Source organism: Methylomonas sp. Uni0009 (assembly GCF_054188105.3).
In genome coordinates, this window is the sequence record NZ_JBTAFN010000004.1 from 1 (window position 1) to 20,602 (window position 20,602).

Annotated in this window: 26 protein-coding genes; 21 read left to right on the forward strand and 5 right to left on the reverse strand. The window is 49.7% G+C overall.

Annotated features, from left to right (window positions below; genetic code table 11):
* The 4 genes from ACWAU0_RS23405 to ACWAU0_RS23420 form a co-directional block, all read right to left on the reverse strand.
* Window positions 1-279: hypothetical protein (locus tag ACWAU0_RS23405; RefSeq protein WP_522069947.1), on the reverse strand; the 279-nt coding region annotated here is incomplete at its 3' end.
* Between the two features lie 36 nt (window positions 280-315).
* Window positions 316-1,578, reverse strand: a complete 1,263-nt coding sequence (locus ACWAU0_RS23410; protein WP_458139404.1) for a putative O-glycosylation ligase, exosortase A system-associated — start codon at window positions 1,576-1,578, stop codon at window positions 316-318.
* A gap of 58 nt (window positions 1,579-1,636) precedes the next feature.
* Entirely contained in the window at window positions 1,637-2,596 is a 960-nt protein-coding gene (locus tag ACWAU0_RS23415) for a glycosyltransferase (protein WP_458139405.1), read from the reverse strand.
* A 172-nt stretch (window positions 2,597-2,768) separates the two neighbouring features.
* Entirely contained in the window at window positions 2,769-3,398 is a 630-nt protein-coding gene (locus ACWAU0_RS23420; RefSeq protein WP_458139406.1) for a polysaccharide deacetylase family protein, read from the reverse strand.
* Window positions 3,399-3,534: 136 nt separating this feature from the next.
* Between ACWAU0_RS23420 and ACWAU0_RS23425 the strand changes: the two genes are divergently transcribed.
* The 7 genes from ACWAU0_RS23425 to sufD all read left to right on the forward strand — a co-directional run bounded on the left by ACWAU0_RS23425 (window position 3,535) and on the right by sufD (window position 9,695).
* Entirely contained in the window at window positions 3,535-3,735 is a 201-nt protein-coding gene (locus ACWAU0_RS23425; protein WP_458139407.1) for a hypothetical protein, read from the forward strand.
* Window positions 3,736-3,768: 33 nt separating this feature from the next.
* Entirely contained in the window at window positions 3,769-4,218 is a 450-nt protein-coding gene (locus ACWAU0_RS23430) for an SUF system Fe-S cluster assembly regulator (RefSeq protein ID WP_458139408.1), read from the forward strand.
* Window positions 4,219-4,232: 14 nt separating this feature from the next.
* Complete coding sequence (gene sufB, locus ACWAU0_RS23435; RefSeq protein ID WP_458139409.1) at window positions 4,233-5,681, forward strand: Fe-S cluster assembly protein SufB; 1,449 nt, start codon at window positions 4,233-4,235, stop codon at window positions 5,679-5,681.
* Between the two features lie 491 nt (window positions 5,682-6,172).
* The gene (locus tag ACWAU0_RS23440) at window positions 6,173-6,388 is read left to right on the forward strand and encodes a hypothetical protein (protein ID WP_458139410.1); all 216 of its coding nucleotides are present in this window, start codon (window positions 6,173-6,175) and stop codon (window positions 6,386-6,388) included.
* A 30-nt stretch (window positions 6,389-6,418) separates the two neighbouring features.
* The gene (locus ACWAU0_RS23445; RefSeq protein WP_494522119.1) at window positions 6,419-7,072 is read left to right on the forward strand and encodes a hypothetical protein; all 654 of its coding nucleotides are present in this window, start codon (window positions 6,419-6,421) and stop codon (window positions 7,070-7,072) included.
* A 587-nt stretch (window positions 7,073-7,659) separates the two neighbouring features.
* Window positions 7,660-8,409 (forward strand): Fe-S cluster assembly ATPase SufC, encoded by a 750-nt coding sequence (gene sufC, locus ACWAU0_RS23450; protein ID WP_458139412.1) that lies wholly within the window; start codon window positions 7,660-7,662, stop codon window positions 8,407-8,409.
* Complete coding sequence (gene sufD / locus ACWAU0_RS23455; protein ID WP_458139413.1) at window positions 8,406-9,695, forward strand: Fe-S cluster assembly protein SufD; 1,290 nt, start codon at window positions 8,406-8,408, stop codon at window positions 9,693-9,695. Before sufC ends, sufD begins: the two co-directional genes overlap by 4 nt.
* On the opposite strand, the gene ACWAU0_RS23460 is transcribed toward sufD, so the two are convergent.
* On the reverse strand, window positions 9,690-10,250 hold the full coding sequence (locus tag ACWAU0_RS23460; protein ID WP_458139414.1) for a Uma2 family endonuclease: 561 nt from the start codon (window positions 10,248-10,250) through the stop codon (window positions 9,690-9,692). The two genes, sufD and ACWAU0_RS23460, sit on opposite strands and share 6 nt — an antisense overlap.
* 80 nt (window positions 10,251-10,330) lie before the next feature.
* Here ACWAU0_RS23460 and ACWAU0_RS23465 point away from each other — a divergent pair, with 80 nt between their 5' ends.
* The 14 genes from ACWAU0_RS23465 to ACWAU0_RS23530 all read left to right on the forward strand — a co-directional run bounded on the left by ACWAU0_RS23465 (window position 10,331) and on the right by ACWAU0_RS23530 (window position 20,538).
* A complete protein-coding gene (locus ACWAU0_RS23465) occupies window positions 10,331-11,554 on the forward strand; it encodes a SufS family cysteine desulfurase (protein ID WP_458139415.1) in 1,224 nt (407 codons plus the stop codon).
* Complete coding sequence (gene sufU, locus ACWAU0_RS23470; protein ID WP_033157393.1) at window positions 11,554-12,006, forward strand: Fe-S cluster assembly sulfur transfer protein SufU; 453 nt, start codon at window positions 11,554-11,556, stop codon at window positions 12,004-12,006. Before ACWAU0_RS23465 ends, sufU begins: the two co-directional genes overlap by 1 nt.
* Before the next feature lie 10 nt (window positions 12,007-12,016).
* On the forward strand, window positions 12,017-12,787 hold the full coding sequence (locus ACWAU0_RS23475) for a class I SAM-dependent methyltransferase (RefSeq protein ID WP_458139416.1): 771 nt from the start codon (window positions 12,017-12,019) through the stop codon (window positions 12,785-12,787).
* A gap of 35 nt (window positions 12,788-12,822) precedes the next feature.
* A complete protein-coding gene (locus ACWAU0_RS23480; protein WP_458139417.1) occupies window positions 12,823-13,137 on the forward strand; it encodes a non-heme iron oxygenase ferredoxin subunit in 315 nt (104 codons plus the stop codon).
* A gap of 95 nt (window positions 13,138-13,232) precedes the next feature.
* Entirely contained in the window at window positions 13,233-14,021 is a 789-nt protein-coding gene (gene lgt / locus ACWAU0_RS23485; RefSeq protein WP_458139418.1) for a prolipoprotein diacylglyceryl transferase, read from the forward strand.
* Window positions 14,022-14,106: 85 nt separating this feature from the next.
* A complete protein-coding gene (gene prfB / locus ACWAU0_RS23490; RefSeq protein ID WP_171694740.1) occupies window positions 14,107-15,204 on the forward strand; it encodes a peptide chain release factor 2 in 1,098 nt (365 codons plus the stop codon).
* Window positions 15,205-15,255: 51 nt separating this feature from the next.
* Window positions 15,256-15,489 (forward strand): hypothetical protein, encoded by a 234-nt coding sequence (locus tag ACWAU0_RS23495; RefSeq protein ID WP_129871371.1) that lies wholly within the window; start codon window positions 15,256-15,258, stop codon window positions 15,487-15,489.
* 69 nt (window positions 15,490-15,558) lie between these two features.
* A complete protein-coding gene (locus ACWAU0_RS23500) occupies window positions 15,559-15,789 on the forward strand; it encodes a DUF433 domain-containing protein (protein ID WP_033157397.1) in 231 nt (76 codons plus the stop codon).
* A gap of 8 nt (window positions 15,790-15,797) precedes the next feature.
* On the forward strand, window positions 15,798-16,154 hold the full coding sequence (locus ACWAU0_RS23505; RefSeq protein ID WP_256438970.1) for a DUF5615 family PIN-like protein: 357 nt from the start codon (window positions 15,798-15,800) through the stop codon (window positions 16,152-16,154).
* 39 nt (window positions 16,155-16,193) lie between these two features.
* Window positions 16,194-17,690, forward strand: coding sequence for a lysine--tRNA ligase (gene lysS / locus ACWAU0_RS23510; RefSeq protein ID WP_458139419.1), 1,497 nt, complete (start codon window positions 16,194-16,196; stop codon window positions 17,688-17,690).
* Window positions 17,691-17,744: 54 nt separating this feature from the next.
* Entirely contained in the window at window positions 17,745-18,233 is a 489-nt protein-coding gene (locus tag ACWAU0_RS23515) for a flavin reductase family protein (protein WP_458139420.1), read from the forward strand.
* A 223-nt stretch (window positions 18,234-18,456) separates the two neighbouring features.
* On the forward strand, window positions 18,457-18,675 hold the full coding sequence (locus ACWAU0_RS23520; RefSeq protein WP_033157401.1) for a Nif11-like leader peptide family natural product precursor: 219 nt from the start codon (window positions 18,457-18,459) through the stop codon (window positions 18,673-18,675).
* A 133-nt stretch (window positions 18,676-18,808) separates the two neighbouring features.
* On the forward strand, window positions 18,809-19,627 hold the full coding sequence (gene folP, locus ACWAU0_RS23525) for a dihydropteroate synthase (RefSeq protein ID WP_458139421.1): 819 nt from the start codon (window positions 18,809-18,811) through the stop codon (window positions 19,625-19,627).
* Window positions 19,624-20,538, forward strand: a complete 915-nt coding sequence (locus tag ACWAU0_RS23530) for a 1-aminocyclopropane-1-carboxylate deaminase/D-cysteine desulfhydrase (RefSeq protein WP_458139422.1) — start codon at window positions 19,624-19,626, stop codon at window positions 20,536-20,538. Before folP ends, ACWAU0_RS23530 begins: the two co-directional genes overlap by 4 nt.
* Window positions 20,539-20,602 lie beyond the last annotated feature (64 nt).

Here is a 20,602-nt window from a genome sequence, read left to right on the forward strand (position 1 = left end):
TAAGCCTGTGATGAAATTAAATTCTATCAATGTAGTAAGCTTTGATAGTGAATAAGCTGCAATAGAACCGGGTAAGGATGTCAGAAAAAATATGACAAATAACCAAGTGGCTAACCTGGTTAGGGCGAAAACCACATAATACCCAAATTTTTTTTCTATTTCTTTTTGGATACCGGGTCCGGTACGAGAATAGTTGTGTAAGGTAAGTATTATTAATGTAATAGTAAACAGCAGTGCGGCAGCAGATGAGCAGTAGAGGGACACCAGTATTTTTTCCATCTCTATTTTATTCGATTGGATGAGTATGATTGGTGGCTAAATTATTATATTTCGATTTTTTTTGTACTGCTGTTCATTTATGCGTGCTTTTTCCGAAAACTCTTGCAATGCGAATTTTTTAATTAACATCGATATAAATACTAAATGATAAATCAAATCCCAGTAGGATAAGCCGAGGAAAGCGGTGCCAACCATATAGCAAATGATCGAGGTTCTGACCATTAGGCTGTAATGGCGTACCCATTCCATGCCTTCTACTCGTTTCGCTTGACTCGATAAACGGGTTAAGCCAAGAACGCTACCCAGTATCAGCGAAATCCATAATCCAAATGCAATAAAGCCATGCTCAGCAAGCATTTCTACGTAAGAACTGTGCCAATCCCTCATCGTGACATGTATCCAGCCATCGAATCCCGCCCCGGTAAACGGGTGGCTCAGTGCATGATTCCAGCCATCTGTCCATGCTTCGATACGTGACATGGCGGATGCGTCCTCCTCATAGGTTTCCAGAGTGTGCATGCGTCCGAACCATTCTTCAGGCAAATAGGGGAGTACAAAAAATGTACCGACAATTACTAGAGGGATCATCAAGTATTTACGTTTGCTGTTTGAGATCAGCGTAAACGTCAGAGCGATCATGGTAAGTAGTGCACCTCGCGACCATGATGATAATGAAGCGGCATAAATGATAGGAATGGATAGCAATATTCCTTTTTTAAGCCAGCTCTTCCGTACTTCTTTTTCCCATACTAGTAGCAATGGCACTGCAATCAACATCGCAACGGCAAATAAATTGTTGTCTTCGAATTGCGTATTGGGGGGGCCGTATACGCGGTGACCAAAGCCGGTTAGGATGGCAAATATACCACCTTTTACTGCAACAAGGCCGATAGAGGCGCCTATGGTGGAAATCAAATAATAGAGTTTCTCTCTGGTATTGATGAGTACCCATGTGAAATAGAATGGCACAAATACCTTTGAGACGAACAAAAATTTTTCCCAGGCAATATCCTGTAAAGGCGATTGGGTTGTGGTAAATATAAAATAGAACCAAAGTGTTATAAAAACTGAAATTCGCCAGTCCTTAGGGATGGGCTGTTTATCTTTGGTGTTGAACGTGCTGACAACAACTACCAAAAATAACACATAGTATACCGGTAGCGAACGTACCGCTCCCCAGGCATAGGCGTGCGGATTCAAGTAGCTGAATATTGCTAATGATAGCACCCCCCACCATGGTTTTTTTAATGCGGCAACTATGCAGCATATCAGAAAAATAAGAACAACTATGTCGCGCACGGAGTTTAATTTAGTAGGTTTTAATGCATTTAACTAAGCTTTTAATGGACAGATTAATTTAATTATTTATTAATAATTTGTTTTTCCAACGTGAAAAACAGCCACATATTTGCCCGAGAGAGTAGCTGATATTCATTGCCTGGCGCAGGCTATGTTTTGCGGTAAATGCCAATGCAAGCCATTGCCAAGTTTGGCGGACAATTTGCGAGATTAAGAATGGCGGTATGCCTAGGTAGGTGCGATGGTAGACCGGAAAGTCATTAATCGCTCCGCGATAGCCGGCCAGAAAATGAACATCTAAAAAGTAGCGCCGCCGCAGTCGCCAAGGTTCGACGGCGTGAAGTATTGCCATGTCCGGGCGGTAACGTATTCGGCGCTTTTGCTGGAGCAGCACATTAAACATCATCACATCTTCGCCTCCTCCTATGGTTTTACCTTTGCGGTCATACCTGCGATCAAAGCGCAATGCCGGATCGTTTCGGAATATCGCCATGTCGTATGCAATGTTGCCGGCCCAAACCGGTGTGGTGCTGTCTTCTATCCAGAAAGCTTGTTTGCCGTGATCTAGCGCACCTAGAAATCCCAACAATTCGTCGTCAAGCCATTCCGGACGCTTATGGTGCGTAAAGTCTATATCGATTCGTCCGCCAACACATTCGGCGCCTTCGCTGAAATATGCGTGTGTAACGGTTTCTAAAAGTCCGGTTAAAGGTAGTTCATCGTCGTCGATAAACACCAGAATGTCGGAATTGATTGCCTCTTGTATGGCTCTGTTGCGCGCTGCGACTATGCCTTGGTTGGGCTCGTGCACCCAGCGGAGCGTCGGGCCGGGTAGTTGCTGAAGTTGTTTCAATACCTCGCTTGTCGCGTCGCTACTGTTATTGTTGACAGCAAGAATTTCAAATGGAATCGGACAAGATTGTGCGCGCATGGCAAAGACCAGGTTCTCCAGTCTTTCCGCTCGGTTGTAGGTGCAAAAAGCGAATGTGAGCTTTTTAGAGGCTTTTTCCAGGCTCATTTTCGATATCTAAATGCAGAGAGTGGTAAAGAGTTGCCGGGCAAAGTCATGTTCTTAGGGTTTTAGGTTTTAGGCTCGGCGTAAAAGTATTGAATTCTGGTGGGGACGAATTTATGCGCTGTTTATCGCTGTTGGTTCATAGCGACGCTAAACGCTGCATTGGTATTTGTCATCAACTCGTATGACGCAGTTTATCCCAAACACGGTTCGCATAGTAGCGAGTCATCTTTTTCCACGATACGTCGTTGTCCGCAAAGTTTAGTTTGCGGGCTAGTGTGCTGACGCTGTCGCCGGAGAATATGGCAATACGCCTAACTAGGTAAGGGTTTGGTTCGCTATCGAACCAGCCGGGGCGGGTGGTGCAAGCCATACTATAGCCTGTCTGTTCGGCTATGGTGATTGAATCCGAGTTGAATCTACCAAAGGGATAGGCCAGGCTGCTGACTTGGGTTGACAATAAATCTTCGAGGACAGCTTTGGCTTTTGAAAGTTCGAATTGTTGTTGGTCGGAGCTGAGTAAGGATAGGTCTGGATGCGAGCAGGTGTGCGAAGCAACTTCCATTCCGGCTGAATGCATTTCAAGCAGTCGTTCAGTCGTTAGCATCCGTGTCTGAGTGGATGGTTTGCCTAGCCAATGGGCATGACCGCCGATGCAATCGGTAGCGATAAACCATGTGGCCTTCATCCCAAGCGTCATCAGAGGCAAAAAAGCCCCCGAATAGTTGTCTTCGTAGCCATCATCAAAAGTAATGACCACACTTTTTTCAGGTAGCGATTTGGCGCTTTGCAAGTCTTTGAACAAAACCGTTGTCCAACCTTCTTGCTGTAGATACCGCAAATGCTTCGCAAACAAGTCCGCGCTTATCGAGTAATGCGACTCGGGTTGAGCGTCGGGCGTACCGTGATACATCAAAACAATAGGGCTGCGAGTTTGGGACATGGCTTTTATCAAATGGCTTATGTTTCGTTCCTTAAAAATAAGTGTATTGCAAAAAACCAAGATTTTCAGGGAAAAGTTATCTCAGGCTGTTTTCCGGGATGCTAAGCCAGATGGCGCAGTGCGCGAAAACCCAAAAAAGCGGTGTCCATGCGAAAGTAAAATTTTTAATAACCAAGCTATTTACTCAGGATTTAAATAAGACTAAAATAGTCCTAAATGAAAAGAGAGTGTAATGTTAAGGCTGAGTAAGTTGACGGACTATGCCACGGTTATCTTGAGCTATATGGCCAGAGATACGAGTCGCGTGCACGGTGCCCTGGAGATCGCAGAAGCGACCGGCATCGCTCAACCTACGGTCAGCAAAATATTAAAGATTTTGCTGAAGGCTGGCGTGTTGAGTTCCATGCGGGGTGCCAAGGGCGGTTATGCGTTGGCAAGAGATCCTGGCCGAATTACCGTGGCCACCGTGATTAGTGCTTTGGAAGGACCGATTGCCCTGACCGAATGCACGGCTTCTCATAAAGGCTGCGATCAAGCCAGCGGTTGCCGGATTCAAGGCAATTGGCATTTGATCAACCAAAAGATCGCCAATGCGCTGGAATCGGTGACCTTAGCCGATCTGATTTTGCCTTTTAAACCGCCGGAAGAAGTCTCCATTCCGGTTAACCAGTTGTTTCGCTAATTATTGAAAAGATTATGTCTACCAGCGCACAAGAAATTGAATATCTCATCAGTCAGGAATACAAACAAGGTTTTGTGACCGAACTGGAAGTAGATACCTTTCCGCCAGGCTTGGACGAAGATGTGATTCGCCGCTTGTCCAAAGTCAAAAACGAGCCGGAGTTCATGCTGGAATATCGCCTGAAAGCCTTTCGGCATTGGCAAACCATGCCGTCGCCAGACTGGGCGCAGCTCAAGATCGATCCTATCGATTATCAAGCTATCAGCTATTACTCCGCGCCCAAATCAAAAAAAGCCGGCCCTAAAAGCCTGGATGAGGTCGATCCGGAGTTGCTGGATACTTATAAAAAACTCGGCATCCCGCTCGACGAGCAAGAGCGACTGGCTGGGATTGCAGTGGATGCAGTATTCGACAGTGTGTCGGTAGCTACTACCTTCAAAGGCAAATTGAAAGACGCCGGCGTGATTTTCTGCCCGATTTCCGAAGCCCTGCACGAACATCCTGATTTGGTGAAGCAATATCTCGGTAGCGTAGTGCCGACCGGCGACAATTTTTTCGCCGCCTTGAATTCAGCGGTATTTACCGACGGTTCCTTCGTTTATATCCCCAAAGGCGTACGTTGCCCGATGGAATTGTCCACGTATTTTCGTATCAACGCCGCCAACACCGGCCAGTTCGAACGGACTTTGATCATCGCCGACGAAGGCTCGCATGTGTCGTATCTAGAAGGCTGCACGGCACCGATGCGCGACGAAAACCAGTTGCATGCGGCAGTCGTAGAATTGGTTGCTTTGGATAACGCTCAGATCAAATACTCCACCGTACAAAACTGGTATCCGGGCGACAAAGACGGCAAGGGCGGTATCTATAACTTCGTGACCAAACGCGCCGAATGCCGTGGGCATAACTCCAAAGTGTCCTGGACCCAAGTCGAAACCGGCTCGGCGATTACCTGGAAATACCCAAGCTGCGTATTGCTGGGCGATGACTCGGTCGGCGAATTTTATTCGGTGGCTTTGACCAACAATCTGCAACAGGCCGACACCGGCACCAAAATGATCCACATCGGCAAAAATACCCGCAGCACCATCGTATCGAAAGGGATTTCCGCTGGCCGCGCGCAAAATACCTATCGCGGTTTGGTGAAGGTCGCTAAATCGGCCGAAAACGCGCGTAATCACACCCAGTGCGACTCGCTGTTAGTCGGTGACAAATGCGGTGCGCATACGTTTCCTTACGTGGAAGTGAAACAGCCGACTGCCCAGGTTGAGCACGAAGCGACCACATCCAAAATCAGTGAAGACCAATTGTTCTTTTGCCAGCAGCGTGGTTTGTCCGCGGAAGATGCGGTGTCGATGATTGTGAATGGCTTTTGTAAGGAAGTGTTTAAGGAGCTGCCGATGGAGTTTGCGGTAGAGGCGCAGGCGTTGTTGGGGATCAGCCTTGAAGGAGCTGTTGGTTAAAAGGTTTTTTGTTCCCTCTCCCTCAGGGAGAGGGCTAGGGTGAGGGGCTTTTGAATTTGAGGTGTCGTTAAGGTGTCACTATCGCGACGGATTTTTTTGAAGTCGGGTCTCGGCCCGACAGCCGAAATACTTTCTTTTGCGTGGCCAAAAGAAAGTATTCAAAGAAAAGGCCACCCGACATTCCGTCTTAATCCTGCGCTTCTCGCTTTTGACGAGGGTTTTCGGAAGGGGCTTCCTGCCCCTCCGAAAACGAGCGGCATCCCTGCCGCTCCCCTGCGGGCTATTCTCGCCAAAAGCTGCGATGCTCGGGGCGGAATAACGGGAACAACCCCGTCGCGGATTTAAAGCAGTTGGATGTTTTTTGATTGGGAAAGAATTTGTAGGATGTGCCGACGAAAGGAGGCGCATTGTTGGCGACTGTGTTCAGCACATCCGAGCTTGACCGGAACAGTAGGCTATCGTTGATTATAAATATTTTCAGGAGGCAGATAATGGCATGGGTTGAAGTGAATATGGATGGTGAAAAATACAAAGCTTTAACACACGCACTTCACGCTATAGGATTCACACCTACAAGTGGTAGACCTTATAAGGACGAAATTGATGTTGTTTGGCGTAGCGCAAGAGCACAATTAAAAAAAGATGGTTTTTGTTCTGTTATCAGGAATGGTAAAGAGCACAAAATTCAACTTTGCAGTAATAAATAGTTGAATGTGCCTAAAGCATATAATGCAGATATGGAAAATCAACAGAAATTATCTAATCCAAGGTTTTCAGAATTAATTGAGCGTAGAATATTGTGGGCAATTATTTTTATTTTAGTTTTATCAAATGTATTAACGGTAGCGAATAACTCGTTTCAAAAATCATTATATGGTCTGCTTTCTTATATTCCAGTTGAGAGTCTTCTGAAAAATAGTCTGATCAACAATCAGAAATTACTCGAATTGGAAAAACAAAATCTTCAAAAGCAAGTCCATCACATGAATGCCAGGTGGGAGTCTCATCGTTTTAGAGCAATGGGTATTTCTAAGAACATTGGTAAACGGTTGAAAGCAAATACCCAGAGGAATGTTAGCTCGATTTTCGGTGAAGCAATTCCCTATTTGGGAGCTGCTTTAGTAGTTTCAGTGACGGTTGCTGATGTTAAAGATGCTTGCGACACCATCGGAGAAATGAGTGAATTAGCTCAATCATTGGATTTTGAAACAGATAACGAAGAGCAACTCACGGTCTGCGGAACAGAGATACCAAATGTTGATGAAGTGCTTGCTTCGGTAAAACAACATCTTGAAATTTCGGTCAATCAAGCTGAGGAGCAAGCCAAAGAATCTGCTATAAATCTTTATGATGCGATTGGCGGTACTCTTAATGTATTGCTAAATAAATAGCCGGGTAGCCCGCGTAGGTCCGATTAGCGAAGCGTAATCGGATGAATGAATTTAAATAAAGAATTAATGTTTCTATTTTCGGAAATAATTTTTTAGGTATTTAGCTAACAGATCGGGTTTTAAACATGCGTCCGATTAGGCTTCGCTAATCGGACCTACTATTTCGATTTCTAGCTTTAATTTTGGGGATGGTTTTATTCCCGTATGCCGCGCCGAGCACCGGAGCTTTTGAACGGATTAGCCCGTAGGGGCGCCGCATGGATGCGGCGCGTTGCCGAAGGGGCAGGAAGCCCCTTTCGGCAACCCCGTTCAAAAGCTTCGGAGCGCAGGGAGCAAGCGGCATCCGGGTCGCCTTTTCTTTGGATACTTTCTTTTGGCGATGCAAAAGAAAGTATCTCGGCCGTCGGGCCGAGACCCGACTTTAAAACACCGTCGCGATAGCGACACAAAAACAAAGATTTAAGTGCTAGGTTTAAAAGCCTAGCCAGGCCAATGGTGACGCTGGAGCGTCGACGACTGCGTTCCCACGCCGGAGCGTGGGAACGATAAGGTTCGGAATTATTTAAAAAACTTAGGTGACTAAACGTATGCTCAGCATCAAAAATCTCCACGTAACCATCAACGATAAACCCATTTTAAAAGGCCTAACCCTGGATATAAACCCAGGCGAAGTCCACGCCATCATGGGCCCCAACGGTGCCGGCAAGAGTACCTTGTCGCACGTGTTGTCCGGCAAAGCCGGCTATACCGTTACCGAAGGTAGCGTGACTTATAACGGCAAAGACTTGTTGGAACTGGCCCCGGAAATCCGCGCCCGCGAAGGGGTGTTTCTGGCCTTTCAATATCCGGTCGAGATACCCGGCGTCAGCAACATTTATCTGTTGAAGGCGGCGTTGAATGCCATGCGCAAGCATCACGGCTTGCCGGAAGTGGATGCGATGGATTTTCTGACCATCGTCAAAAGCAAGGTGAAGCTGTTGCAGATGGACGAAAAGTTTTTGTACCGCGCGGTTAACGAAGGCTTTTCCGGTGGCGAAAAGAAGCGTAATGAAATCTTGCAAGCGGCCATATTGGAGCCCAAATTGTGCATTTTGGACGAGACCGATTCGGGTTTGGACATCGATGCGCTGCGTATCGTCGCCGAGGGCGTTAACTCACTACGTTCCGCCGAGCGTTCGTTCCTGATGATTACCCATTACCAACGCTTGCTGGATTACATCAAGCCCGATGTGGTGCATGTGTTGGCCGACGGCAAAATCGTCAAGTCCGGCGGGCCGGAACTGGCGCTGGAATTGGAAGAGCGCGGCTACAGCTGGCTGGAAGGGCAAGCGGCATGAGCGGCGCGGCGTATTTGACTTCGTACCCCGATTTGGCGGCGAGTTTGCCTGGACTGGATTTGCCTTGGTTGCAAGGTTTCAGAAATCAGGCCCTGCAAACTTTTGCGGTCAACGGTTTTCCCGGCAATCGCGAGGAAGAATGGTGCTATACCAATCTGTCGGCGCTGAATAAAACCGTGTTTGCACCCAGTGCCAGTCAAGTTGTCGATGAAGATTGGTTGAACCAATACCGTTTGGAGGATGCCGCCAGTGTGGTGTTGGTTAACGGCCAATTTTCCGAGTCCTTGTCGCGACTGCAAGACATGGCTGGCAAAGTGTCTGTGTCCAGTCTGAAACAGGCTTTGCAAGACAATCCGGCTTGGCTGGAAAGCCGCTTGGGTCAGGCGGTGACTAGCGCCGAACACAATTTGGTGGCGTTTAATAACGCTTGGTTTAGCGACGGCGTAGTGATTGAAGTGGCGGCCAAACAGCAATTGGACAGACCAGTGCAGATTTTGCATGTGGTTACCCAAGCCGACGCATTGGCGGCGACCCGTAATTTGCTGGTGATCAACGAGCAAGCTGAAGCGGAAATCATCGAAACCTATGTCGGAAGCGTCGATAGTTATTTCACCGCCTCGGTTAACGAATGTCTGCTGGGCAGCAATTCGGGTTTGACGCTGTATAAAGTGCAGCTTGAAGCGGAAAAAGCCCAGCATTTTGGCGGGACTTATGTGAAGCAGGCGCGTGATAGCCGCTTCAATCATCACAATTTTGCCTTGGGTAGCGGTTTGGCGCGCAGCGATATTCATAGCGATCTGGATACCGCAGCCGAATGTTCCTTGAACGGGCTATTTGTGGTCGGCAAGCGCCAGCATATCGACAACCATACCCGTATCAACCACTTAAAACCGCACGGTATTAGCCGCGAGTTTTATAAAGGCGTGTTGGATAACAAGGCGCGTGGGGTGTTTCAAGGTCGGGTGATCGTCGCCGAAGATGCACAGCGTACCGATTCGGAAATGAACAACCGCAATCTGCTGTTATCGGCGGATGCCGAAGTGGATACCAAACCGCAGTTGGAGATTTACGCCGACGATGTGAAATGTTCGCACGGCGTAACGGCGGGGCAGTTGGAAGAAAAATCGGTGTTTTATCTGCAATCGCGCGGCCTGGATGAAGAGGCGGCCCGAAATATTCTGACCTTTGCGTTTGCCAACGAGATGGTGGATAAGGTTGATAACGCCGAATTGAAAGCCTTGCTGCTGAAAGAGTTATTAGAGCGGTTTCCGGCGATCAGCTTATAAGATAGCCGCGACCGAGACCTGAAGCGCCGGCAACGCCACTACATCGATGCTATCGGCTGCTGTCAGTACGGATTGATCCAGATAATCGCCGTCTTGCGGTTGCCGATACACTTCCAGGCACTGGTCGAGCAGATTGACTATCCAGTATTCGGTAATGCCATGGGTGGCATAAAGGCGCAGTTTTTGAGTGCGATCGAAGCGCAGAGTGCTGTCGGAGACTTCGATCAGCAATAGCACGTCGGCGGAGTTGGGGTGGCGGGTGGTGTAGTCGTTGGTATCGGGTTTAACCAGAACCAGATCGGGTTCCGGCTCGGACAAGTCGCCAAGTTGGACGGGGCCTTGTACGCGAACAGCAACCCCCTCGTCCCACAAGCGGGCAAAAATGCGATTTAAACGGTCAACATGCCCTGCATGGTTAAATCCAATTGGTGCCATAGTGAGAATTTCTCCTTCGATGAGTTCCAAGCGGCTTTCGGGCGGAAAAATTCCGGCCTCGCCCATGCGGTGCCATTCGGTGATGTCGGTGAGATGTTTTTGCGGAAAGACGGCGACCATAGTTTTATCCCATTAGCGAATCGACTCCCTCGATTCTAGTGTTTAGTACAGACGAAATCAATTAAACCAAACAGTTAGCGATGAGCATATTTCCAGTAGAACAAATCCGCGCCGATTTTCCCATCCTCGGCGAAACCATCCGTAACAAACCCTTGGTGTACCTGGATAACGCCGCCAGTTGCCAAAAACCGCAAGCGGTCATCGACAGCATCGTGCACACCTATAGTCACGAATACGCCAACATCCATCGCGGCGTGCACACCTTAAGCGTCCGCGCCACGGATAAATTTGAAGCTGCGCGGGAAAAGGTCAGGGCGTTTATCAATGCCGCCAGCGTTAAGGAAATAATTTTCGTGCGCGGGGCGACCGAGGCGATTAACCTGGTGGCGCAAAGCTACGGCAAATCGCAACTCAAAGCCGGTGACGAAATTATTATCAGCGCGATGGAGCATCACGCCAACATCGTGCCCTGGCAAATGCTTTGCCAACAAATCGGTGCGGTGCTGAAGGTCGCGCCGATGAACCGAGCCGGCGAATTGCTGTTCGACGAATTCGAAAAACTGTTGAACGCCAATACCAAACTGGTAGCGATCACCCAGATGTCCAATGCGCTGGGTACGATCAATCCGGTAGAGCAGATTATTGCCGCCGCCCATGCCAAAAACATTCCGGTGTTATTGGATGGTGCGCAGGCGATTCCGCATATGGCGGTGGATGTACAAGCCCTGGATTGCGATTTTTACGTGTTTTCCGGACACAAGCTTTACGGCCCGTCCGGCACCGGCGTGCTTTACGGTAAGCTGGCTTTGCTGGAAGCCATGCCACCCTACCAAGGCGGTGGCGATATGATTCGGCAAGTGACCTTCGCAAAAACCGAATACGCTGGATTGCCGCATAAATTTGAAGCCGGCACGCCGGCCATCGCTGAAATTATCGGCTTGGGCGCGGCCATCGATTACGTGACGGCGATTGGTATGGATAACATAGCCGCCTACGAAGCCGAGTTGCTGGATTACGCCACGCAGCAAGCCGAGCAGATCAAGGGTCTGAACATCATCGGTCAGGCGGCGCACAAGGGCGGTATCTTGTCGTTTACGCTGGACCGGATTCACCCGCACGACATCGGCACCATGCTAGACAGTTTGGGCATCGCCATCCGCGCCGGTCACCATTGCGCGATGCCGGTGATGGACTTTTACGGCGTACCCGCCACGGCGCGGGCCTCGTTTGCCATGTACAATACCCGCCAAGAAATCGATGTGTTGATGCAAGGCATCAAGTCCCTAATAGAGGTGTTTGGCTAATGTTTGAAGATTTACGCGATCTATACCAAGAGGTCATATTCGACCACAACCGCAATCCGCGCAATTTCCGGGTGATGGCGGATGCCAATCGCCAAGTGGAAGGTTTCAATCCTTTGTGCGGCGATAGGCTTACGCTGTTTTTGAAAATCGACGATCACGTGATTAGCGACGCCAGTTTTCAAGGTTCTGGTTGTGCGATTTCCACGGCGTCCGTATCGCTGATGACCGAGATTGTCAAAGGTAAAACCGAAGCCGAGGCCGATGCCTTGTTCAAGCAGTTTCACGAAATGACCACCGGCAAAACCGAGGAAATTAATCTGGAGGCCATCGGTAAATTGGCGGTATTGGCCGGTGTGCGCGAATATCCTGCCAGGGTGAAATGCGCGACTTTGGCTTGGCATACGCTGGATGCCGCTTTGAAAAACGAAGCCCAGTCTATTTCCACCGAATAAGTTATCGCGTGTGACGAGCTTGTCCGAACAGGGGGCGGTTGTCTATGCCGATGGCTCGGTGTTGTCCGCCAGTCAGGCGCTAGCCGAACGCTTGGGCTGGCCCTTGCTGGCCTTGCAGTGTTTACCCACCGAATTGCCGCAAACGTTCTTCCTTTGTTACCGGGATGCTTGTCTGAAGTTACTGGACAAACAAACCCTGAAAAAGGGCGGTTTGGCGGTCGATGTGGATCCGCGTCCCGGCGAACAGCATTCCTATCCAGCGCCCAAAAAAGACTTGTTGGCGCAGGCCATCGGCAAGAAAACCAAAACCGTTGTCGATGCCACGACCGGTTGGGCGCAAGACAGCTTGGTGCTGTTTCGCATGGGTTATCAATTGACCTGCATCGAGCGCTCGCCGGTGATGGCCGAATTGATTGCCGATGGTTTTCAGCGTCTGGCGCAGAAGGATTGGGTGCTGAACCGGAAGTTGCAAACGCCCGAATTACTGGTCGGAAACGCCATCGAATTACTGGGCGGTTTATCGGAAAAGCCGGATTGTATTTATCTGGACCCGATGTTTCCCGCCAAGCGCAAGCAAACCGCGGCGACTCGCAAATCGATGGCCATACTGCGCGACATATTGGGTGATGATCTGGATAGGGCGGAATTGTTCGCTGCGGCCTGGCAGGCTACCGGCAAGCGGGTGGTAGTGAAAAGCCCCGATTATGCGGAGCCGCTGGGCGGCAAACCTAGCGAAACTTATCAGGGCAAATTGCTCCGATACGACGTTTATCTAAAATAAATGGGCAGACGCAGCCCAACCCAAACGAGGCAAGCATGAGTGATTGGATAGATGTTGTAGCCGAATCGGCACTGGCAAATGGCGAGCATGTGCTGGTCGATGTCGATGGCACCGATGTGGCGATTTTTAAAATCGACAACCAATGTTATGCGATCGAAGACGTGTGCACCCATGACGGCGCTGAAATCGCCAGTGGCGAGTTGGATGGCGACGAAATCGTCTGCCCGCGCCACGGCGCCCGGTTTTGCGTGAAAACCGGCGCGGTAAAATGTGCCCCGGCTTACGAAGATGTGGCTACTTTTGCGGTACGGATAGTTGACAGCCGGATACAAGTCGAGAATCCTAACTAAACCGGCGCCAGGCAAAAGATAAACGGCGAAAAAAGCCAGTCGGCGTTAGAATTCCCGATCTTTCGCGATTCAACCGTAACAACTCCCGCATCATCATGGAACACTTCATCTGGAATATAGACCCTATTCTCGTCGACTTCGGCTTCTTGAAAATCCGTTGGTACGGCTTGATGTTCGCATCGGGCTTTGTCGGCAGTTTTTTGACCATGCAATGGATTTATCAACGCGAGGGCAAAAACATCGAAGAGCTGGACACGCTGCTTTGGTACATGGTGATCGCCACCATCGTCGGTGCGCGCCTGGGTCATACTATGCTCTACGATCCTGCTTATTATTTGTCTCACCCTTTGAAAATCCTGGCAGTATGGGAGGGCGGTTTGGCCAGTCACGGCGCGACGCTGGGTATCATTCTGGCTTTATATTTATACCGGCGCAAATACGGTGATAGTTATTTCTGGTTGTTGGATCGCGTCAGTATCCCGACCGCCCTGGCCGGTGCACTTATCCGGATCGGCAATTTCTTCAATTCCGAGATTTTAGGGATTCCGTCAGAACAACCCTGGGCCGTGGTGTTTGCGCGGATCGATCCGCTGCCGCGCCATCCGGTACAGCTTTACGAAGCGGCGTGTTATCTGCTGATTTATGGGATTTCGTTGGCGATTTATAAAAAGCACGCGGATAAACCCGGTTTTGTGTTTGGCTGTTTCATCAGCATGCTGTTCAGCGTGCGGTTTGTCCTGGAATACTTTAAAACCGAACAAGCCATGTACGACACCGGGGTGATGTTCACCACCGGCCAGCTACTCAGTGTGCCGTTCGTGCTGGCCGGCATTGGCTGTATCGTGTGGGCTATGAAAAACCATCAGCCCAAGCCTGTCGCTTAATCGTTTATAATCCCCGGCTTTTAATCGCCGGGGTTGCCCGGCGTATGCTGCCCCGTTGGGGTATCCGTTTCGGTTTTGAGAGTTCATGCAAGAAATTAATCCCATTAAATACAAGATAGCCGACCTGCGTGAACGTAGCGCCGGTCTGAAAAGCTATCTGGATTTCGATACAAAAAGTGAGCGTTTGGTGGAAGTGCTGCGCGAACTGGAAGATCCGGCGATCTGGAATAAACCGGAACAAGCGCAAGCCATGGGCAAGGAACGGGCAATGTTGGAAGGCATTGTCAATACTATCCTGGAACTGGAACAAGGTCTGTCCGACGCGGAAGAATTGCTGTTAATGGCGGTGGAAGAAAACGACGAGGACACCGTCGATACCGTGGCCGCCGATCTTGAAGAGTACGAAAAGAAAGTCGCGGCGTTGGAATTTCAACGCATGTTCGCCGGCGAAATGGACCCGAACAATGCGTTTTTGGATATTCAGGCCGGTTCCGGTGGTACGGAGGCGCAGGATTGGGCATCCATGATCGAACGCATGTATTTGCGTTGGGGCGAGGCGAAAGGCTTTAAAACCGAGTTAATCGAGGAATCGCCGGGTGACGTGGCCGGTATCAAAAGCGCGACCATCAAGTTCGAAGGGCCATATGCTTTTGGCTGGCTACGCACCGAAACCGGCGTGCATCGCTTGGTACGAAAATCGCCGTTCGATTCCGGCAACCGCCGCCACACTTCGTTTGCCTCGGTATTTGTTTCACCTGAAATCGACGACGATGTGGAAATTGACATTAATCCCGCCGACTTGCGTATCGACGTTTACCGCGCCAGCGGTGCAGGTGGTCAGCACGTCAACCGAACCGAATCCGCAGTGCGGATTACCCACGGTCCCAGCGGCATCGTCACCCAATGCCAAAGCGATAGGTCGCAGCATAAAAACAAAGACACGGCGATGAAGCAACTGAAAGCCAAATTGTACGAAATGGAAATGCTGAAACGTAGTGAAGGCTTGCAGGCGATTGAAGATTCCAAATCTGACATCGGCTGGGGTAGCCAGATTCGTTCCTATGTATTGGATCAATCTCGTATCAAGGACCTACGTACCAATGTCGAAACCGGCAATACCCAGGCGGTGTTGGATGGCTCGCTGGATCAGTTTATTGAGGCTAGTTTGAAGAGCGGGTTGTAAGTTTGATAATCATTAATTACGTCGTCGCCAAAGCATGAGTGGTGTGTTTGAATGACACAAAATAACAACGAATTTTCATCTTTATCTGATCATGAACTCGTGGATGCGTATGGGCATTCTGGAGACCCTTGGGTTCATGAAATGATTAGAGCAGAAGAACGTCGGCGCATGGCCGAGCGTGCTTTAGCTCAAGCGACAATATCCAACAAAATCGCAATCGCTTCTTTGGTGATAGCATTTGCAAGCCTAATTGTTGCGATTCTAGCATTACTTAAAACTGATTGACGCACACTGGGCATCATAGGGAAACGCTCCCGCTTTACTTCAAGCTCTGAATTTACTGTCGGAGGGACTATGAAAGGTTTTTCACGGATTACGTTTGACGCTACGGTGATGGGCGGAAAACCCTGTCTGCGAGGACTAAGGGTGACAGCGGGAATGCTTGTTGGTTTGGTGGCCAGTGGCTATTCGACCGAACAGATACTGGAGTTGTACCCTTATTTGGAAGCCGATGATGTTACGGAAGCCCTTCGTTTCGCCGCGTGGAGAGCCGAGGAGATTGAGTTACCATTGAATGCCGCGTGAAAATATTATTGGACATGAATTTATCCCCTGCTTGGACAGGTGTGCTAAACCAAGCAGGGTTCGATTCCGTACACTGGTCCACAGTCGGCCCTGCGGATGCTCCAGACGTTCAGTTATTTAAATGGGCCAGGGAAAATGAAGCCGTGGTATTTACCCACGATTTGGATTTTGGCGCGCTGTTAGCGTTGACTGGTGTGGAAGCACCGAGCGTGTTTCAAATTCGTACCCAAAATATTTCACCACAAGTGCTCGGACCGAGAGCTATTGAATTGTTGCACCGCTTCAAAACGGAGCTTGATAATGGTGCTTTGATCGTTGCCGACGAATTGCGCGAAAGAGTAAGGTTGTTGCCCTTAAGTCGCTAAATTTAAGCCTAATTTATCTCTATATAATAATTTTTGAAAATGTCAGAACTCGAACACGACGAACAAGAACAGATCAAACAACGCCGCGAAAAACTTAACGCCCTGCGCGAAGAAGGCATCGCATTCCCGACCGATTTTCGGCGCAATGTGGTGGCCGGTGAATTGTTGGCCGAATACGGCGATAAATCTGAAGAGGAATTATTAGCCGAACCGATTCGGGTGAAGATCGCCGGGCGGATGATGACGCGGCGTATCATGGGCAAAGCCAGTTTCTGCCATTTACAGGATATGTCGGGACAGATACAGGTCTATGTCGCGCGCGATAATCTGCCGGAAGGGGTTTACAACGACCAGTTCAAGAAGTGGGATATCGGCGACATTATCGGTGCGGAAGGCATCTTGTTCAAAACCAAGGTCGGCGAACTCAGCGTCAAAGTCGATGACATTCGACTGCTGACCAAAGCCTTACGGCCGCTGCCGGAAAAATTCCACGGTATCGCCGATCAAGAGATCAAATACCGTCAGCGTTATCTGGATTTGATCATGAGTGACGAGACGCGCAAAACCTTCCTAATGCGTTCGAAAATCGTCAATTACATCCGCGAATTTTTGATCGCGCGCGACTTCCTGGAAGTGGAAACACCGATGATGCAAGTCATCCCCGGCGGCGCGACTGCCCGGCCATTCACCACTTTCCATAATGCGCTGGATATGGAACTCTATCTACGTATCGCGCCGGAACTGTATCTGAAAAGACTGGTGGTGGGGGGGTTCGAACGGGTTTTCGAGATCAATCGTAACTTCCGCAACGAAGGTCTGTCGACCCGCCACAATCCCGAATTCACGATGATGGAGTTCTACCAAGCCTACGCCGAGTATGGCGACTTGATGGATCTGACCGAAGCGATGCTGAAAGGCATAGCCGAAGATGTGGTAGGAAATAGCGTTATTGAATATCAAGGTGATCAATACGATTTCGGCAAACCGTTCGCGCGGATGACAGTGTTGGAGTCGATTTTGCATTTCAACCCCGAATTGACTTTGGCTGATCTGACGGCTCGGGAAGCGGCCGTGAAAGTTGCCGAGAATTTAAAGATTCCGGTTAAAGACAGTTATGGCTTGGGCAAGGTGCAAATCGAGATTTTCGAAAAAACCGTCGAACACCGCTTGATGAATCCGACTTTTATTACCGCTTATCCGGTGGAAGTATCACCGCTGGCGCGCCGTAACGACAACGATCCGCATGTCACCGACCGCTTCGAATTCTTCGTCGGCGGCCGCGAGATTGCCAACGGCTTTACCGAGTTGAACGATGCTGAGGACCAAGCCGAGCGCTTCCAGAAACAGGTCGAGGAAAAAGAAGCCGGCGACAACGAAGCCATGCATTTCGATGCCGATTACATTACTGCGTTGGAGCACGGCATGCCGCCCACCGCCGGCGAGGGCATTGGTATCGACCGTTTGGTGATGCTGTTTACCAACTCGCCGAGCATTCGCGATGTGCTGTTGTTCCCGCACATGCGTCCCAAAAACTGATGTCACAATCAGACGTCTATGCCGTGTTATCGCTATTGGATTTAAGAGAAAATTATGAGCGTTGAAGCCAAAGAATTTAAAAATGCCCTGAAATTATGGGCCAGCGGTGTGACAGTGGTGACAACCCAAGGGCGCGATAATCAGCCCCGAGGCATGACCGCCACGGCGTTTAGCAGCGTGTCCGTGGAGCCGCCGCAAATATTGGTCTGCCTTAACCAAGCGACCGATACCGGTGCTGCATTGCTGGAAAGCCGCCGCTTCGCCGTGAATATTCTGAATAGTGCACAAGAAGACGTTTCCAATCAATTTGCCGGCAGTACCACCCAAGAACAGCGTTTTGCCAGCATTGCTTGGCAAGCCGGTGAAAATGGCGCGCCTATTTTGAACGAAGCTCTGGCGGCACTGGAGTGTCGGGTAGTGCAACAAGTTCAGGCCGGTAGCCACTGGGTGATTATCGGTGAAGTCGATAGCGTGGTTTGCCGGGAAGGTGAGCCTTTGCTTTATTACCATTCCGCTTACCGCACGGTGGCGGCGCAAGATTAAGCCAAAAATCCTCGTTGCGATTGTTGCTTGATAGAGCAGACAATTGTCGTATACCCGACAAATTTCTCATGAATTGTGTGTGAATAGACGCGATTGTTGCCGGGTTTGTTGATTTGTAACGCCATGAACCGCATGAAAAATAACGGTCATATAGATATGGCCGATTTTTTGCTTATGAGAGATTGGATTTTATCCATCTTTCAGAGTTATCACGGAGTTATCAATGTCAATCAAGGTTATCAAAGAGTTTTCTGAAAAATCCAAAAGCGATGAGGGCTTGAAAGAAAAGCTGAAAGCCTGTCTCAAAATCAAGGAGCTATTGTTATTGGGTAAGGAATACGGGTTCGAAATCGATGAAGTGGAATTGTATCCACCCAACGAACCGCAATTTGTTGAAGAACAGCTTTCAGAAAAACTTGCCAAAGCTCTGCTCAGAGTTTAACGATTGAGTGCCATCCTGCTTCCCGGCGGGGTGGCACCGTTATCGGTAAGGCGTAAAACGGCAGTCCGTAAATTCTAAAAACGACTCGACAACGGTAAACTACACGTTTGCGGCTATCGAGGAGTTTTCAAACATGTTCAATGCTATCCACGCTCCCCAACTGATGGGGATACTCAATGTCACTCCCGATAGTTTTTCCGATGGCGGCAAATTTACTGGCGTGGCGGCAGCGATAGCTCAAGCTGAAAAAATGATCGCTGAAGGCGCCGATATTATCGATGTCGGCGGTGAGTCGACGCGGCCTGGCTCCGATCCCGTTATGGCGGATGAGCAAATTCGCCGAGTGGTGCCGGTGATTAACGCGATCCGTGCGAACAATCCCCAAGTTCAAATCAGTATAGATACCACCTTAAGTCAGGTTGCAGCATCAGCGGTGACGGCGGGGGCGAGTATCATCAACGATGTCTCGGCCGGCCAAGGCGACCCTAAGATGTTGGCTTTTGCGGCAACAACGCAACTTCCCATCATCCTGATGCATATGCAGGGCACGCCCAAAACCATGCAAGATAGGCCGCATTACGACGACGTGTTGACCGAGGTACTCACCGCTTTGCAACAACGCATTTCAGAAGCATTGGCGGCAGGCGTGTTGCCGGAAAACATCGCGATAGATCCAGGGATCGGTTTTGGCAAAGGCAAACAGGACAATATCGATCTGTTGGCGCATTTATCCCGCTTCGTCGACTTGGGTTATCCCGTGTTATTGGGAACCAGCCGCAAGCGCTTCATGGGTAGCATCTGCAATGTCAGCGAACCCGCAGAGTTGGTTACCGCGACAGCCGTGACCACGGCGTTAGGGGTGATGGCGGGGGTACAAATGTTTCGGGTTCATGATGTCAAAGCCAACCGGCAGGCAGCGGATGTGGCGTGGGCCATCAAGCTGGCGCAGTGATAGATCTAGATCTGCGTTTGCAGGTATTGCAGGCTAAATTGGCGGTATCGCCGCTGACTAAGATCAACGACCCAGAGTTAACCAACCGACAGTTGGAGTTGTGGATCAAGCGCGATGACTTGCTACATCCGATTATCTCCGGCAATAAATGGCGCAAGCTCAAATATATCCTCAATCAGGCCTTACACAATGGCGCCGACAGTATCGTCAGCATGGGCGGCGCCTATTCCAATCATTTACACGCCCTGGCTTTTACCGGTAAAGCCTTGGGGCTGAAAACCATAGGCTATATTCGCGGCGAGCGGCCCACGCAACTTAATGCCACGCTGCATGATCTGCTTGATTGGGGCATGGAGCTGCGTTTTGTGTCGCGTAGCGACTACAGGCAATTGCGCGACTACAAAGGTCACGACAGCTTACCTGAACTGCAGGCCGGCCAATATTGGTTGCCGGAAGGCGGAGCTACAGACTTGGCTTTGCAAGGCGTTGCCGAACTGGTCGATGAAATTGACGTCGGCTTTCATACGCTGGCCGTTGCCTGCGGCACGGGCACCACTTTGGCAGGTTTGCTTACCTCGCCGCTAACTCAACAGGCTATCGGTGTGGCAGCGCTGAAGGGTGGCGACTTTCTAATCGACGATGTCGAGCAATTGCTGAATAAACGGGGAATGAACAGTCATGCGGACTGCCGAATTTTAGTGGATTACCATTTCGGCGGTTTCGCCAAAACGACGCCGGCTTTGTTGGCGTTTATGCAGGATTTTCAACGGCAACACGGTATCGAGCTGGAACCGATCTACACCGGAAAATTGCTGTTTGCGCTCTACGATTTAATCCGGAAGGGGTATTTCCCGGCTGGGCAGCGGATAGTGGCAATCCATACCGGCGGTTTGCAAGGCAAGCGCAACTAGCATTTCTGGTGGTTTTACCGGTTAAAAATCAAATAGATATTGAGTCATTACTCAAAATGGTGAT